At 48.4% G+C, this 14,956-nt stretch carries 18 protein-coding genes, 1 tRNA gene and 1 pseudogene; 10 read left to right on the top strand and 10 right to left on the bottom strand.

Features of this window, described 5'->3' with window-relative positions; genetic code table 11:
- Positions 1-22: 22 nt before the first annotated feature.
- Positions 23-157: pseudogene (locus NC796_RS26900) on the bottom strand (hypothetical protein); the annotation flags it as partial.
- A 75-nt stretch (positions 158-232) separates the two neighbouring features.
- The gene (locus NC796_RS21940) at positions 233-685 is read right to left on the bottom strand and encodes a VCBS repeat-containing protein (RefSeq protein ID WP_310687780.1); all 453 of its coding nucleotides are present in this window, start codon (positions 683-685) and stop codon (positions 233-235) included.
- A 39-nt stretch (positions 686-724) separates the two neighbouring features.
- Here NC796_RS21940 and NC796_RS21935 point away from each other — a divergent pair, with 39 nt between their 5' ends.
- Positions 725-1,051: a hypothetical protein gene (locus NC796_RS21935; protein WP_310687778.1), complete on the top strand. Its 327-nt coding sequence runs from the start codon at positions 725-727 to the stop codon at positions 1,049-1,051.
- 179 nt (positions 1,052-1,230) lie between these two features.
- Entirely contained in the window at positions 1,231-1,641 is a 411-nt protein-coding gene (locus NC796_RS21930; RefSeq protein WP_310687777.1) for a helix-turn-helix domain-containing protein, read from the top strand.
- A gap of 263 nt (positions 1,642-1,904) precedes the next feature.
- On the opposite strand, the gene NC796_RS21925 is transcribed toward NC796_RS21930, so the two are convergent.
- From NC796_RS21925 to NC796_RS21910, 4 genes are all read right to left on the bottom strand, one after another.
- On the bottom strand, positions 1,905-2,114 hold the full coding sequence (locus NC796_RS21925; protein WP_310687775.1) for an AlpA family phage regulatory protein: 210 nt from the start codon (positions 2,112-2,114) through the stop codon (positions 1,905-1,907).
- A gap of 122 nt (positions 2,115-2,236) precedes the next feature.
- Positions 2,237-2,509, bottom strand: coding sequence for a hypothetical protein (locus NC796_RS21920; RefSeq protein WP_310687773.1), 273 nt, complete (start codon positions 2,507-2,509; stop codon positions 2,237-2,239).
- 6 nt (positions 2,510-2,515) lie between these two features.
- Positions 2,516-3,352 carry a hypothetical protein gene (locus tag NC796_RS21915; RefSeq protein WP_310687771.1) on the bottom strand — a complete coding sequence of 279 codons (837 nt, stop codon included), beginning with the start codon at positions 3,350-3,352 and terminating at the stop codon, positions 2,516-2,518.
- Between the two features lie 287 nt (positions 3,353-3,639).
- A tRNA-Asp gene (locus NC796_RS21910) sits at positions 3,640-3,713 on the bottom strand.
- Between the two features lie 163 nt (positions 3,714-3,876).
- Between NC796_RS21910 and apaG the strand changes: the two genes are divergently transcribed.
- Complete coding sequence (gene apaG, locus NC796_RS21905) at positions 3,877-4,272, top strand: Co2+/Mg2+ efflux protein ApaG (RefSeq protein WP_310687769.1); 396 nt, start codon at positions 3,877-3,879, stop codon at positions 4,270-4,272.
- Between the two features lie 138 nt (positions 4,273-4,410).
- Here apaG and NC796_RS21900 read toward each other — a convergent pair whose 3' ends face one another.
- Positions 4,411-4,962 (bottom strand): glutathione peroxidase, encoded by a 552-nt coding sequence (locus NC796_RS21900; protein ID WP_409070404.1) that lies wholly within the window; start codon positions 4,960-4,962, stop codon positions 4,411-4,413.
- 54 nt (positions 4,963-5,016) lie between these two features.
- On the opposite strand from NC796_RS21900, the gene NC796_RS21895 reads away from it, so the two are divergent.
- Genes NC796_RS21895 through NC796_RS21885 form a run of 3 tightly spaced genes read left to right on the top strand, consistent with a single transcriptional unit; the run spans position 5,017 to position 6,866 of the window.
- A complete protein-coding gene (locus NC796_RS21895) occupies positions 5,017-5,796 on the top strand; it encodes a hypothetical protein (RefSeq protein ID WP_310687768.1) in 780 nt (259 codons plus the stop codon).
- Between the two features lie 3 nt (positions 5,797-5,799).
- Positions 5,800-6,105: a hypothetical protein gene (locus NC796_RS21890; RefSeq protein WP_310687766.1), complete on the top strand. Its 306-nt coding sequence runs from the start codon at positions 5,800-5,802 to the stop codon at positions 6,103-6,105.
- The gene (locus tag NC796_RS21885) at positions 6,105-6,866 is read left to right on the top strand and encodes an MBL fold metallo-hydrolase (protein ID WP_310687764.1); all 762 of its coding nucleotides are present in this window, start codon (positions 6,105-6,107) and stop codon (positions 6,864-6,866) included. Before NC796_RS21890 ends, NC796_RS21885 begins: the two co-directional genes overlap by 1 nt.
- Before the next feature lie 280 nt (positions 6,867-7,146).
- Here NC796_RS21885 and NC796_RS21880 read toward each other — a convergent pair whose 3' ends face one another.
- Positions 7,147-8,223, bottom strand: coding sequence for a mannose-1-phosphate guanylyltransferase (locus NC796_RS21880; RefSeq protein ID WP_310687762.1), 1,077 nt, complete (start codon positions 8,221-8,223; stop codon positions 7,147-7,149).
- 656 nt (positions 8,224-8,879) lie between these two features.
- Here NC796_RS21880 and argC point away from each other — a divergent pair.
- Positions 8,880-9,917 carry an N-acetyl-gamma-glutamyl-phosphate reductase gene (gene argC / locus NC796_RS21875; protein ID WP_310687760.1) on the top strand — a complete coding sequence of 346 codons (1,038 nt, stop codon included), beginning with the start codon at positions 8,880-8,882 and terminating at the stop codon, positions 9,915-9,917.
- Between the two features lie 66 nt (positions 9,918-9,983).
- Positions 9,984-11,195 (top strand): bifunctional glutamate N-acetyltransferase/amino-acid acetyltransferase ArgJ, encoded by a 1,212-nt coding sequence (gene argJ / locus NC796_RS21870; protein ID WP_310687757.1) that lies wholly within the window; start codon positions 9,984-9,986, stop codon positions 11,193-11,195.
- Between the two features lie 419 nt (positions 11,196-11,614).
- On the opposite strand, the gene NC796_RS21865 is transcribed toward argJ, so the two are convergent.
- Complete coding sequence (locus NC796_RS21865; RefSeq protein WP_310687755.1) at positions 11,615-12,583, bottom strand: prolyl oligopeptidase family serine peptidase; 969 nt, start codon at positions 12,581-12,583, stop codon at positions 11,615-11,617.
- The gene (locus NC796_RS21860) at positions 12,564-13,664 is read right to left on the bottom strand and encodes a hypothetical protein (protein ID WP_310687753.1); all 1,101 of its coding nucleotides are present in this window, start codon (positions 13,662-13,664) and stop codon (positions 12,564-12,566) included. Before NC796_RS21860 ends, NC796_RS21865 begins: the two co-directional genes overlap by 20 nt.
- Positions 13,665-13,863: 199 nt before the next feature.
- Here NC796_RS21860 and NC796_RS21855 point away from each other — a divergent pair, with 199 nt between their 5' ends.
- Both NC796_RS21855 and NC796_RS21850 read left to right on the top strand, forming a co-directional pair.
- Complete coding sequence (locus NC796_RS21855) at positions 13,864-14,499, top strand: Crp/Fnr family transcriptional regulator (RefSeq protein ID WP_310687752.1); 636 nt, start codon at positions 13,864-13,866, stop codon at positions 14,497-14,499.
- Between the two features lie 75 nt (positions 14,500-14,574).
- Positions 14,575-14,784 carry a DUF2892 domain-containing protein gene (locus NC796_RS21850; protein WP_310687750.1) on the top strand — a complete coding sequence of 70 codons (210 nt, stop codon included), beginning with the start codon at positions 14,575-14,577 and terminating at the stop codon, positions 14,782-14,784.
- Positions 14,785-14,956 lie beyond the last annotated feature (172 nt).

The raw sequence follows: 14,956 nt of genomic DNA, 5'->3' as shown, positions 1-14,956 counted from the left end.
GAGTTATTTCATAAATACGGTTCGCCTGAACGCTGTCAATTTGCGTAACGGTGCCGTTTGGCCAGTGGATTTCCAAGAGATGATTTAAATTTTCCGGATCAGCAGCAAAAGCAAAGTGTGCAGTTGAGCTCGACAAATAATCTCCCCCGGAAGTAAGTTCCTTGGTTGCTTTACGGGACCACCCTCAAGGATGAGTTCGGTACCTATAACCTGAGACTCCTTCTCACGGCCTTTAAGCCGTACCCCGATGCGTGTGGGCATTTGATTTATTTTCAAAAATAGCAACGTCAAAATTAAAGCGACTGTTGACAATATCCAGGTCACCGTCGTTGTCCAGGTCGGCAGTAGCCAGACCGTATGATACATCCTGTTCAGTGAAACCCCAGTCCTCACTTTTTTCGGTGAAGGTCAGATCACGATTATTGCGAAAAATCTTGTTCCTGAGATTCAGGCTTGGAGTCTCATCGAGATTAATGGCCCGCTTTCTATGGTTTGACTCCGTATAATAATCCATATCAATAGAGTCGTAGGCGAACCCGGTATTAATGACAATATCCTCGTATCCATCCAGGTCCACATCCAGAAATCGAGTGGCCCAAGACCATTCGGAGGCATCTACCCCACTAAAGTAACTGATTTCTGCGAAGGTATAATCGCCCCGGTTCAGATAAAGCGAATTACGCATATACTGCGGCTGATAGTCGACTATTTCAGCTTATAATAGTTGAGGTTCAGTGGAGGTCAGTTGTATGCCTTTGACGGCCTGCAGGGCCTGCGAGGAGAGCCCGAACGCCTCTTCCAGGCGGGCCTGCAGCTGGCCGGTGGTGATGCCAAGGGCTTGTTCCATGGCGCACAGGCGCCCGTCGGAGATGTAGTAGGGCTTTTTAAACCACTGGTGGAAGGCATTGAGCCGGACGTCAGGGAACACCTCACTGCGGAACTCGTTATAGGAGTCATGCTGGCGAAAGAGTTCTCGTTTGATGAGCCCCAGGCGGATGCGATTGATTTCGAATTTGGTTATCGGTCCGTTCATCGATTAATGATCTTTTAAAGTGTTGAGGTAAATGGTATAATCATGGGCGGCATCGGCTCGGAAAACCGATACCCATAGGGGGTAAAGTAGTGACGGGATAACATCAAAAACAACTAAAACTGTTGCGATGGGAACTATTGTAGGAAAGGGCTCGTTCCATTTGCAACAGAAACAACCACTTGAGGAAAGGGAAAAAGTTGAAAAAAAAATCAGGCGAAATACTGCAGGAGAATGTCCAGTATCTGCTCGAAGAATATTACGAGGGGAACGTCTCCAAAATGCAGCGCGGAACGGGTGTCAACCGGTCGGTCCTTTCCGAACTTAAAAACGGGACCAAGACCGAGGTCAACAGCTCTACGCTGGTCCGCCTCGCCGAATCCGGAATTAACCTCAACTGGTTGCTGACGGGAACGGGGACCCCATTCACCGCCAGCGATCAGGAGGAAGCCGCCGAGCTGGGTGCCCGGCAGCTGCTGGACAATCGTACCACCCAGATCAAGAAGTTGACAAGTGAGATTGAAGCCCTGCTATCGGCCGAAACAGAGCTCCGGCTCGATCGGGATGTTCAGACTGCACTTCTTGAACTACTGAAGACAGCCGTTCGATAAGTCTAAGGAGCTCTTTTTTACGATTAACCTGTGCCGAACCCTTTACTTATTTTGTAGAAAGGGCATCTTTAACGCCGTTTGTCATGGCGCTTTTCACTCGTGTAGATTTACTTTTTGCCTATTGTTGTATCCAAAAACGAAAATGATATAAAGAGATACTCGCGGTTGGTTTGTTACACTTTTGGGGAAATGTTTCTTTCTTACTTTTTATGCTAAAATTATTAGTCAGTCTGCGGGTGATCTAATGCGAAATACAAAAACCATCATATTTCATCCATTTGATCAACAGACTGTACTAGCGGGCGCTGCTGTAGCCACTCTCTAATTTCACTTTCCAGCCATCCCACCGTGCGGGTAAAAATTTGCTTGCGCCGAGGGAGCTCACCTCGTTTTTCCATGTGCCAGATGGTTACGGTGGAAACCGAAAGTAGTTCAGCAAGCTGTTTAGGACGTACAATTTGAAGGGTGCTCATGATATCAACATTAATTACAAGTTATTGGTTGATATCATGGTAAGCCTCCTGAAAGCTGGAATACAAGTCCTCGGGCCTCCGGTGATAGATGGTATTTAGGCTGGCAAGAGTGGAATTTGAATTTAGAGCGTGCGAGAAGTTGTTACCTCCTCCCCGAAGATCTGCTGCCCATAGGTGGTGATCCAGTTTCTGATGGTCTTGGGATCAGGATGGACGGGGATCTTGGCGCTTACGATCCGCTTAATCGCTTCGACGTGACGCCTGAGGCTATTCAGATTATGTGCCAGGATGTATTCCCGGGTCTCGGTCATCGCCATGGCAACGATATCAACCTCATAGACTGCGTATTTCGCTCGCCGCTGGAAGTCGCGGGCGACCAGCCACGGATCGGGCATATTTCGTCAGGCATGATCGACCTCAGAGAAGTCCCGGCCCGAAATAAGATGTTCGAGCATGGTTTCCAGAGGCAGTTTCGTGCGGGCCAGTCGCTCGGCTACTTGCAGGATAGGTTCACGACTCCTGGCGAGTGACAGAAGCCGGCCGGCAGTTACTTCCTTCAGCTGGCCGGTGACAAATCGGTTGGACGTGATAATTTCGGGGATCCAATAGTTTGTAAGTCTCTCAAGTGTTGCTCCACCTACAATAGCCACATCAAACAGGTGACGGATCTCGCGAAATATTAGCGGACGGTCTGATCTAGCCGTTTTGGGACGTTCTAGGTTCGGCTGGTCGCGTAACGCTTGCCCGGTTTCCCGGTAAAAAACTTTAAGCACCTCAGCGATCTGTTGGTTAATGTGCCAGACCTGGGTTGCTTGCCGCTCAATTTGAAGGGATAGGGCATTCCTGTAGGCGCTCATCTGCCCGGTAAGATCAATCGGGGGCCTGCTCAAGTCAAATTGACCGGCGACCTTCCGGTAGTCTTCCCTACTTTTCTCTACGGAAGTCAATCTCCTGCTGATAAACCGGTACAGTGGGCGCACGAAACCAGTAGGATTGTTGCTCTGCCCGAGTAAGTCTCCACTATTCCGGGAAATGTTGCTTTTACCCTGATCAGCCGGGAAGCTGATGGGACCATTTGAGGTAGAATATGTGATGGGGTCCGGGAGCTCAAAGAATTCCTCCCAGTTTTCATGCTCCTCATTCCGGTCTTGCCATCCCAACAGGTGCCCACCCGCAGCCAATCGCGATGAATAGTCTTGCAGGGTAGGGGACTGCTTGTTAGATACATTTTGATTCATTTCTTGCAGCAATAAAAAAGTTTAGAATCTATCAGTAGATAATTTTTACTAGGTGAAAAAAGAGTGGATTGAACTTACCAACGTTTCCAACAAATTTCCCGAAAAAGGTATAGAAAATGAATTTCGCGCACAAGATTTCAGGACATTTCACAAAAATATTTTCATGCCGTTAATCCAATTTGTTGTCCCCCTGTTGTCCCCGAATAAATTTGGAGTGCTTATTTTAGCGGATTTTTAACAAATAAAAAAGCCCTTAACTCATTGTGAGTCAAGGGCTTATGGGAAAGCGATCCGGACGAGATTCGAACTCGCGACCTCCTGCGTGACAGGCAGGCGTTCTAACCAGCTGAACTACCGGACCGTAAAATCAATATTTCAAAAAAGCAGTAAGCTTACCCGCCGTTTTAAGAGCTTCAAATATAACGTTCTTTCTACACCTATGTCAAGATGAAATTCAATAAAAATAGGATTCGAAAAAAAGGAAATTTCAGTTATAATATGAGAAAATATTACAGGAAACCGTGATGCAACATACAAAGACCTTTACAGAAATCTCGCATGATGTAGAAGTGGAAGTCCGTCCGCTCTATCTGGAAGACCAATCGAATCCCGTTGAGCGTAAAAACGTGTTCGTATACTTCATTACCATACGTAATCATGGCGATGAGAATGTGCGGCTGCTCAAACGCCACTGGGCAATAGAAGACTCCATTGGACAAACGTACGAAGTGGACGGAGATGGCGTAGTTGGGAAAAAACCCGTTATTGAACCGGGCGAAGAGTTTGAGTATAACAGTTCGTGCGTACTCAAATCATACAGTGGTGTTATGGAAGGATACTACATCATGGAGCATGAGACGATGGGCACCATCAAAGTAAAAATACCGCGATTTGTGCTCCGATCCCACAGACTCAATTGAAAATAGGGAAATGGGAAACCCACTTCCAGGTACAAGGGTTAGCTAAATAATTGGTATAAAAAAGGAGGGCCGCAAGTATCAGTTGCGGCCCTCTGTCGGGATGGTGATGGGATGTTAGGGATAGATCCTTATTAAATTCTACATCTTCAACGCTTCATCAACAGCATTTATTATCTCATCACTTTTCGGAGTTACTTTGCTTCGAAATCGGTGCAATAACTTTCCTTCTTTACTCACCAGGAATTTCTCAAAGTTCCATTTTATTTCACCGGTGAAATCAGGATTATCCTGTGATGTCAAGTAATCAAATAACGGGTGGATATCGTTCCCTTTTACCGAAATCTTTGAGAACATGGGGAAATTCACTCCATAATTCACACTACAAAACTGTTTAATCTCTTCATCCGTTCCCGGCTCCTGGCCGCCAAAATTATTGGCCGGAAAACCAAGAATGGTAAGTCCCTTGCCCTCATACTCCTCATAAAGAGCCTGAAGCCCTTCATACTGCGGGGTGAAACCACATTCCGAGGCAGTGTTAACAATTAAAAGAACATTTCCTTCAAACTTTTTTAGGGAAATCTTTTCTCCTTCAATATCATTAAGTTCAAAATCGTGCACAGAATCTGCCGTTTTATCTGTAGCAACTACACTCATTAATACAATAACTAAGAGTACTGAAAGAGTTTTCATAAGTTTAACCCCTTGTTTGACGCTGAAAGTATAAGAATTAAATGTGAAAATTACATGAATAGTTCCAAAATGATTTATTCTCCCAACTTATTGCGTTATTTCTTGTCTATTCCCATTTTAGCCTTCATTATTATTTCGGTTTCCTGTAGCCAGTTACAGGCTCAAATGTTTTCTGTGGAAGAGGAAGAGCGAATGGAAAATCGTGCTCTAATGCCCTCAACTGGTGTTTATATTGGTTTAGAGCCTGTTGAATTCACCTACCAGGGAGACTTTTCCGGCCTTGATTCTGGCATCTACCAGTTTGACGGACCCCTGATGAGACTGCGATTTGAGACCTTTGGGTTCGAGGCTTTTATAGGTGTCGGCGGGCGTTTGACGGGCATCGATAACATCGGATATTTCGATGCTGGTGCGAAAGCTGTGCGAGGAATCCGTGTTGTGAGTACTCCGCGCTTCCAATTTCAGATCCCACTTCAAATAAAATCCAGTATTACTACCGTTTCAAATAACGAAAGTATTGGCGGTGATACCCAGTTTCGCCAGGGAACACTAGAGTTCGGTGGTGGTGGACAAATGAGTGCACGCCTGGGAGAACGTGTTCGGTTTACGGTGGCTACCATTCCGAACTACGGATTCTCGTTTGCCTCCGGTGGTATCTTCGGGGGACAAATTTATGAACTGGAAACCAAGAGCCGTATCTATATCGACCGTGTATTTGGCGATATGGGGATGTCAGTCGGCTGGGATTATGGTTTTAAGCGCTTTGATGTTGAAGAAGAAGAGTTTGATTACAATCTTCGATCTCATAGTTTCATTATTGGAATAACATTTTAACCAATGAAGCCTGATAAACTACTATTAGAACTCGAAGAGCTGGTGGGCCAGGCCGGCTATGAAATCCGAAAAGAGCGTGGCACATTCCGTGGGGACCACTGCATCGTGGAGGGTGACAAGCTGGTGATGATTAACAAGAATCGCCCGGTGGAACTGCAAGTCGGTATCCTGGCACGTGTGTTACAAAAGCTGAACATGCAGGATACCTACATCAAGCCCGCTGTGCGTAAAGAGCTTGAAGAGTTGTGGGACCGTTTTGACCGGTTTAGTGACAAAGAAATTGATGAACTTGACTTTGACCAGGAATAATGAAGTTTACCTTTCTCGGCACCGGAACATCAATGGGAGTACCTACGGCGGGCGGTTTCGGTAGCGAACGTCTGAAGGGCGACCCAAGGGATGAACGCTGGCGCTGCTCCGCTTGGATTGAGACCGAAAAATCTTCTGTCGTCATTGATACTGGCCCAGAATTCCGCCTGCAGACACTGCGCGCCGGCATCACCCGTGTAGATGCCGTACTCATCACCCACGAGCACATGGACCATATCTCAGGGCTGGACGACCTGCGCCCATTTTGCTACAAGCAGAAACAAACCATTCCAGTCTATACTTCCCATTCCTGCAAAGAGGCGATCAAGCGCCGGTTTGAGTATATGTTCGGTCACGATCGCTATCCAGGAGCTACATCGGTGGAGCTGAATGTGGTGAATTCAGCTTTCCAGTTCCAGGACTTGGCCATCACCCCGCTGCGCGCCAACCACGGAAAGGTGGATGTCATGGGGTTTCGCGTGGGCAATATTTCCTACCTGACGGATGTCAAACAGATACCGGAAGAGACGGAAGAGTTGATAAAAGGCTCCGAAGTGCTGGTGCTGAGCGGACTCCGCTGGAAACCGGAACATCCCACACACATGACGATCCAGGAAGCGGTAGAACAGGCTACAAAGCTGGAGGTCCCCCATACCTACCTTATCCACATGAACTCGAAAGTCAATCACAAGGAAAGCAACCAGCGTCTCCCCGACCACGTACGGCTGGCCTACGATCAGCTGGTTTTGGAGCTGGATTAGATCCGGTATGTGTGCTTAAATCTCGTGCCTGACCTCCGGTCAGCCACGCCCCCCTTGCAACCTCTGGTTGCCGATGATTGATTAATCTAAATGGACCAGAGGTCCAATGATAACTAACGTTCCGCACCGGAGGTACGGAACGAGATGACTAAACCTAATTTATCGTTAGGAGGGAGTTGCACTCCAGACAAAGATTGGCTCGGGAGTACAACTCCACTCGCAACTTTTTGAAGTTCGGCACCAATGTCACGAAACGAGACACCTCGAAAAAGCTATCTCATTATAAAAACCGCTCAGTCTCCTCTGACTCCTTCAATGCGTTCACGATCTGCTTCACTCCCTGCGCCTTATCGAGATTGCAGACCAATATCGCATCCTCCGTTTCCACAACGGCCAGGTTCTCCACGCCCACCAGCGCGACCATTTTGTCGCTCTGCGTCTGCACCAGGTTGTTGATCGCCTGCTCTGTCCGTAGGTTTTTGGCCTGCACCACGTTGCCGTTTTCATCCTTGGAGCGCAGCCCATAAAGGGCGGTCCAGCTCCCCACGTCATTCCAGCCGAATTCGCCCGGAACCACGTACACCGAAGAGGCGTGCTCCATAATGCCGTAATCAATAGAGATCGCCGGACAGTTCTGGTAAAAGTTGAGCAGTGTACCCGGCGCATCAATATCCACCGAGTCCAGCTTTTCAATTTGGGCAAAAATCTCCAGCTGATGCTGCTCAAACTGGTCGATGACCGTTTCCACCTTCCAGATAAACATACCGCTGTTCCACAGGTAGTTTCCTGCATCAACAAATTTCTTAGCTGTTTCCTCATCCGGCTTTTCAGTGAACTTGCGCACTTTCCGTACCTCCCGGCCCTTCAAAGTATTGCCGCCGGCTTCCTCAAATTCTATATATCCATAGCCCGTCTCGGGGCGGTCCGGCTTAATCCCGATCGTCACCAGGCAGTCGTCTTCTGCCTTGGCTGTCGCTGTCTCCAGGATATCCACGAACCGGTCCTCTTTTTCTATATAATGATCGGCCGGCAGCACAATCATGGTAGCTTCGGGATCGCGCTTGCGCAACAGCCCGGCCGCAAATGCCACACAAGGGGCCGTATCACGAGCTATTGGTTCTCCAACTATATTCTCTTCCGGCAAATCAGGCAGCTGCTCCTGCACCAACCCTTCATAACGGTCATTGGTAATAACCAGGATCCGCTCGGCAGGAATCAACTTTTTGATGCGCTCGGCAGTCATCTGCAGCATCGTCTCCTCTCCGAATAGATTCAGAAATTGCTTGGGCGTTTTCTTCGTGCTTTTTGGCCAGAAACGGGTTCCGGATCCGCCGGCCATAATTACGGCGTGTAGCATATTCTACAAATGTTGAATGTTGAGTTTTAATGTTGGTTGAAGGTAGGAAATTGGCACCGAACATTGAAGCTCCTATCTTCATCGCTTAGTGATATGGATAAAATTGAATATAGTTCCTTTTCGCAAGTAGTCTTCAAATTCATAGTCAAGCAGACTCCTAGAACCAACTATTAGACGGCTTTGCAAAACCGCGGTAAATAAAACTGTCATAGCGTCCGCCGGCTGGCGGATTGGGGCGTGGCGATCTCCCAACGAGGGGAGATTGCTGCACTCCATTCACTTCGCACACCTTTGCCAATGCTACGGTGCACTTCGTTCATTCCGTTCGCGCAATGACACCATATTATTTCAAAGCCCTCTATTAATAAATCATTAAAAGATATCATGGTTCTGTTGACCAGGCTTTCGGGACTCTTTAGAAATGAATTGCTGCCAATTTTGGTTTATATTTCCACCGAACTTTTGAGCTATCTAACATATTGAATTGCATTAATTTAGAACTGCAAATTGAGGTTTCATTCCAAATAGAGATCAGTTGTCTTGCACAATGAACTGAGAACCCGATGCAATGAACAGTTGTCAAGGCAATAAATCATCTGCCAAACTCCCAACTGCAGTTACCAAACGAATACTAATTTTTAAGCCAGAACCATTACATGTCAAAACGTAAAGTAGGAATTGTCGGGGCCACCGGCTATACCGGGTCTGAGTTGGTCCGGCTACTGATTGATCATCCCGATGTCAGCATTGAAGTCATCACCTCGGAGAGCAAAGCCGGCACAAAGTTCTCAAAAATAAACCCTCACTTCCATACTCGTTTTGAGATGGAACTGGAACCGCTGGAAAACCTGGACAATTACGAGCTCGACTTGGTGTTCCTGGCGCTCCCGCACGGTGTTTCTATGGATTTTATCAAGGATTGGGATCCTGGCAATTACCGCGTTATTGACCTCTCTGGTGATTTTCGCCTCGGCTCGGCCGGGGAGTATGAGCAGTGGTACAAAAAGGTACACAGCGCCCCCGACTTTATTGACAAGGCCGCTTTTGGTTTACCGGAATTGTTCCGGGATCAAATTCGCAATGCCGACCTGGTAGCCAACCCGGGCTGCTACCCTACTTCTGCTATTCTTGCCCTGGCACCGTTGATTAAAAATGATGTAATCGAACCAAGCCAGATTGTGGTAGACTCCAAATCGGGAGTGACCGGGGCCGGTGCCAAAGCAAAACAGAGCACCCACTTCCCGGAGGTTTTTGGCAATTTTTCGGCTTACGGGCTGCTCAATCACCGCCATACCCCGGAAATTCAGCTCAACCTGGAAAAGTTCAGCGGCAGAGAGACCGAAATTATTTTTACGCCGCACCTGCTGCCGATCGACCGGGGCATTTTGACCACTACTTATTCTACTCCTTCCGGGGAGGTTGACGGCGATTACCTCGGGGAATGGTATTACAGCTTCTATGAAAAAGAGCACTTCATCCGGGTCGTGGATCATCCGCCGAATGTGAAGCATGTACGCGGTTCCAACTACTGCGATATCCACGTGACCTATGACGAACGGACCAATCGCATTGTGACCGTCTCCACTATTGACAACCTGGTGAAGGGGGCTGCCGGGCAGGCTGTCCAAAATATGAACCTGATGTTTGGATTCATCGAGCGCTCCGGGCTGCAAATATCGCCGTTGAGTCCCTGATAACCACAATGAGCAAAACGAATTACATTACACAGATTTTAATATCGACCTAATTATTGTTTTATCATGCTGAATAACATTACACACGTACGAGGCTACAAATGCTGGGGATGCCACATGGGCATTAAATCGAAACGTCGCGACCTCGCATTGATCTACTCCGAAAAACCCGCTTCTGCTGCAGCAGTTTTCACTCAAAATGTAGTCTGTGCAGAGCCGGTAAAGGTGAGCCGCAAGCATATCAAAAACGGGAAAGCGCAGGCGATTGTGGTCAATTCTGGCAACGCCAATGCCTGTACCGGGGATGCGGGATATCGTGGAGCCGTAGCAATGGCTAAGAAAACTGCTGAACTGCTGGATATCCCGATTGAAGAAGTGCTGGTCGCCTCCACCGGGCTCATCGGCGAACCATTTCCCACTGAAAAAGTGCTGAAAGGAATCGAAACCAGCGTCAAAAAGCTCTCCGACCGCGATATGGCTGGGTCGCTGTGTGCAAACGCCATCCTCACCACCGACACGTTTGCCAAGGAGGGATTTACCGATTTTGAGATCGACGGCATCAAAATCAATATGGCCGGTATCGCCAAGGGATCCGGCATGATCCACCCGAACATGGGGACGATGCTGGCGTTCATAACCTGCGACCTGGCCATTGAGCCCGAGCTGCTGGATGAGGCACTGCGCGAGGCGGTAAATAAAAGCTTCAACATGATTACCGTGGATGGAGACACCTCCACCAACGATATGGTGGCCGTGATGTGCAACGGCATGGCCGAAAATGAGATGATCACCTCCAAGGATGAAAATTACGAGCGGTTCTACACGCACCTGGAAGAGCTCTGCACTCACTTGGCGAAACTGATCGTCTCTGACGGTGAAGGATCTACCAAACTCGTAGAATACCAGGTGAAGGGAGCCAAATCGGAAGAGGACGCCCGGAAAATTGTGCGGACTGTCTCCGACTCCAGCCTTGTTAAAACGGCCATCTTCGGCACTGATCCCAACTGGGGTCGCATTATGGGTGCTGCGGGCCGCGCCGGTGCGGAGTTCGATCCAGAAAAAGTGGACCTCTATATCGGTTCCAATCCCGAAAAAAGCGTGCAGATCCTCAAAGAGGGCCAGCCACTGGATGACAAGCGATCGGAGGTCAAAAACGAGATGAAATCCTCCAACATCACCGTCATCCTAGATCTCAACGAGGGTACGGAAGAGGCCACCGGCTGGGGCTGCGATCTCTCCTATGAATATATCCGCATCAACGCCGAGTATACTACGTAATAGACGTTAAGAATAGAACACGGATAATACGGATAACACGGATTGTTGACTTTCTGTGTTATCCGTTTTTTATATGTTACCAACCTGGCGCCCTCTAAGCATCACGGTTGTGAGCGTCCCAGCCCGGCAGTATCATCAGATGCTTGTGGGTGGAGATTGTAGACCTTGAATATCCAATCATGCCCTTTTCAGCAAAGATCTCTCCCGCTGGTCGAGATGACTCCTTAAAAGATTAGATCTCATTATAAGCTCTATCTCGTTCCGTATCTCCGCTGCGGAACGCCCTCCCTCCCAACGATATAACTCACTACCAACTATAAGAAATTAGAATATTTCTCCGGCAACCAGAGGTCTGGGATATTAATTGTTAATCCGGGAATATCTAAACTATTCGCCTCATCTGCGTTCTATTAAAACAATTAATTACTAACACCTACCGCTTCCAGCTCAATTTCTGAATCGGGCTTACCTTCCTCTTCCCCTTTCAGGTATTGATTGAACCAGCGCATCATGCGCAGGTTGTAGTCATAGCGGGCGGTGGCATGAGCATTGCCGTGACCTTCGCCGGGATAAAGGACCAGCCGGACCGGTGTGTCGGTACGGGTTTTGAGGTGGCGGTATAGTTCATACGACTGCCCCGGGTCCACACGCGTATCTTCCTTGCCTGCCATGATAAGCAGCGGCGTTTTAGCATTACCTGCGTGGTAGATCGGGCTGCGTTCCAGGAAAAACTGGTAATCCTCCCAAATACGCTTTCGGGCATGTACCAAGTAGAGCTCTTCGGGAATATCACTAGTGCCCCACTTCGAAATGTTGTCACTGATTCCCACAAACATCACACCTGCGGCAAAACGATCGGTGTATTTAGTGGAAAGCCAGCCCGTGGCATACCCACCATACGAGCCGCCGGTGACGCCTACCCGATCGCCGTCGGCAATGCCCTCTTCAATGAGGTAGTCCACGCCGTCGACGATATCATCGAACTCGGCACCGGCAAGATCGCCCTGGCTGCTCATCAAAAACTCCACACCGCGACCGGTACTGCCCCGGTAGTTGGGATAGAATACCGCATAATTTTGAGCCGCTCCCACCTGCCCGGCCAGGGAGTACGCCGTGAGCCAGTCGTTGTTATAGTGACTTTCGGGTCCGCCGTGCACAACAGTAATGACCGCGTAGCGCTGTCCTTCTTGATAGTTTACCGGGTAGATCAAAAGCCCCTGGATCTCTTTGCCATCACGGGCCTCGTAGGTCACCATCTCCTGCCGACCAAGCTTCAGGCCCTCAAGCCAGGGATTACTGTTGGTAACCCGCTTTGGTGCCTGGTTTCTCTTCTCTATCAGGTAGAGTTCATTCGGGTGCGTTGGTGCATCAGCTACAAAAGCGGTCATTGCCTGCCTTTGAAAACTCGCCCAAAATCGGACCGCCGGTATCCACAATGGTTTGCATATTGTAGCCGTCGGCATTGATGCTTCCGTAAGTAGACCACACGCCTTGACTGGCCAGGTAATACAGCGTGCTATTATCGCTCCAAGAGAACTGCTCGAATTTGCCCTCGTAGTTCGGCTTCAGGTTTTGTGGAGTACCTCCATCAGCCGATACCACAAAAAGGCGCCCGTCAATGGGATCGTGTATATTGGCCCCGGCAATCATGGCAAGGTGCTCTCCATCGGGACTCCATGCAATCTGTCCGAGTTTGCCTTCATGATCAACCTGTCCCAGCACTTTTTCACCGGCATGATCCACAATCAACATCTGCTGGTGCATATAGTAGTCGTCAACCAGCGGGGTTGGAGTTACCGCAATAGCCAGGCGCTCCCCGTCGGGACTCCAATGTATCTGGTAGATTGAGCCCTCAACCTGCACGCGATGCGGCTCATGGTCTTCTTGTGTTACATTAGTAATATAGCCGCGCCGCTGAACGAGATTTTCTTCATAAATTTCGGGCTCATACGGCAGGGCGGATTCCTCCTTCTCAACCGGCTCACTGGCCATAAATGCCAGATGTTCCCCGTCGGCGGCCCAATCGTATCCGGCGATGGAGGTTTCGAAGGAGTAGATTTTCCGGGCTTCCCCGCCATCCAAAGCTATTTCATACAGTGAGGTTGCTTCGTCGCCTTCTTTCCGTGTCAAGAAAGTGAGTGAATTATGTTTGGGACGAAATTTCACTACCCCGACATCAGCATCCGTAAAGTACGGGACTGAGGATCCACTTTGCCTGTTGTAAAGATACAGGTGGTCGGATGCTGTTTCATTCGATTTTTTGGGATCGGCCTGTACCCGCAAGGTGTAGGCAATGCTGTTGCCATCAGGGGATACCTCAACACTCCCCACGCTTTTGATCTTGGCTACATGCTCGGGTGTTAGCCCCTTCTCGGACTGGGCTGAGGCCATTTCCACATACATTAGGAGCAGAAAAAGACAAAGTAGTATTGGTATGAGCTGACGTAGTTTTAGACTTTTGGTCTTCATGATCTCACGATTTTTTTGTTTTCGGATAGATAGATAAACACACGAACGGCACTCAATAATTCAGCACCGTATGCGCATAACTGACTTTTTTTGATGGTGTGGGACAGGTTATTGAACTCTTTCTTAAATTAAAAGCTGTTGGCGAAAAATTTAAGATTACCATCACTTTACTTGAAGGTCATTAAAACATCATCATACTATGACAGATGAATTCCTGAGTGTCTTCTCAAAATTTAATAAGAGTAAAGAAGCGCTCCACTTCATTGAGAGAAGTAGCTTTAAAGAACTGCCGGAACAATCAGAGCTACTGCATATCGGTGCACCCATCCAGGTTGTCCCGTTTGTGCTCGATGGCGCCGTAAAGGTGCTCCGGCAGGACGACGCCGGTCATGAACTTTTCCTATACCATATCCATCCCGGTGAGAGCTGTGCTATGACGTTGACAAGCACACTTTCTCGCGAAAAAAGCCAAGTCAAAGCCGTTACGCTGGAAAAAACGAAGCTCGTTGCGATGCCTGTCTCGGAAGTTCACCACTGGTATAGTTCTGATCCTGTTTTCCGAGAATTTGTACTGGCTACTTTCCAGCAGCGGTTTGAAGAGTTACTGAAGATGCTCGACCAGATCGCCTTCCAACAGATCGACAGCCGACTGCAACAACTGTTGGCGGAACGGTCGGAAGCACTTGAACGAAAGATCCTGCACATCACTCACCAGGAGCTGGCTGAAGAGCTAAACAGTTCGCGGGAGGTGGTATCCCGGCTGCTCAAACAGATGGAGAAGAACGGCATGGTGGAGCTGGGCCGAAATAGAATTAAAATAATTGATCTTGTGTGACCTTAATCACTGACTATGGCAGGAAGGAGTCCTATTCTTTATTAAAGTTAAATCCCAATAGTAACGGAGAAGATCATGAAAAAGAATATGGGAACTGCCGACCGAGCACTGAGAACGCTGGTGGCCGTCATTTTTGGAATTTTATATTTCAGTGGAACAGTTACAGGCACAGTCGGAGTCATCCTGGTGGTGCTTGGCATCGTTTTCCTGTTGACGAGTGCCGTTGGATTTTGCCCGCTCTATGCCCCATTTGGCATAACGACATGTAGGATGGAGAAGGCCTGAAATAGGGTAGATATCTTCTGTGAAATGGCCTTAAACAATAGGTAAAGTAGTCGAGTAGCCAAGGGGAATTTCACCCCAAGGCCCTCACAGAACCGTACGTGACAGTCTCCCGTCATACGGCTCTTGTTGTTCTATCGCTATAGCGATTGGGCTCATAATCATCAATCTTCCC

This window comes from Aliifodinibius sp. S!AR15-10 (genome assembly GCF_031569985.1).
In the GTDB taxonomy this organism is placed as follows: domain Bacteria; phylum Bacteroidota; class Rhodothermia; order Balneolales; family Balneolaceae; genus JAMQKA01.
Note: the sequence above shows the minus strand (reverse complement) of the source record. Positions and strands in the feature narration are given on the sequence as shown.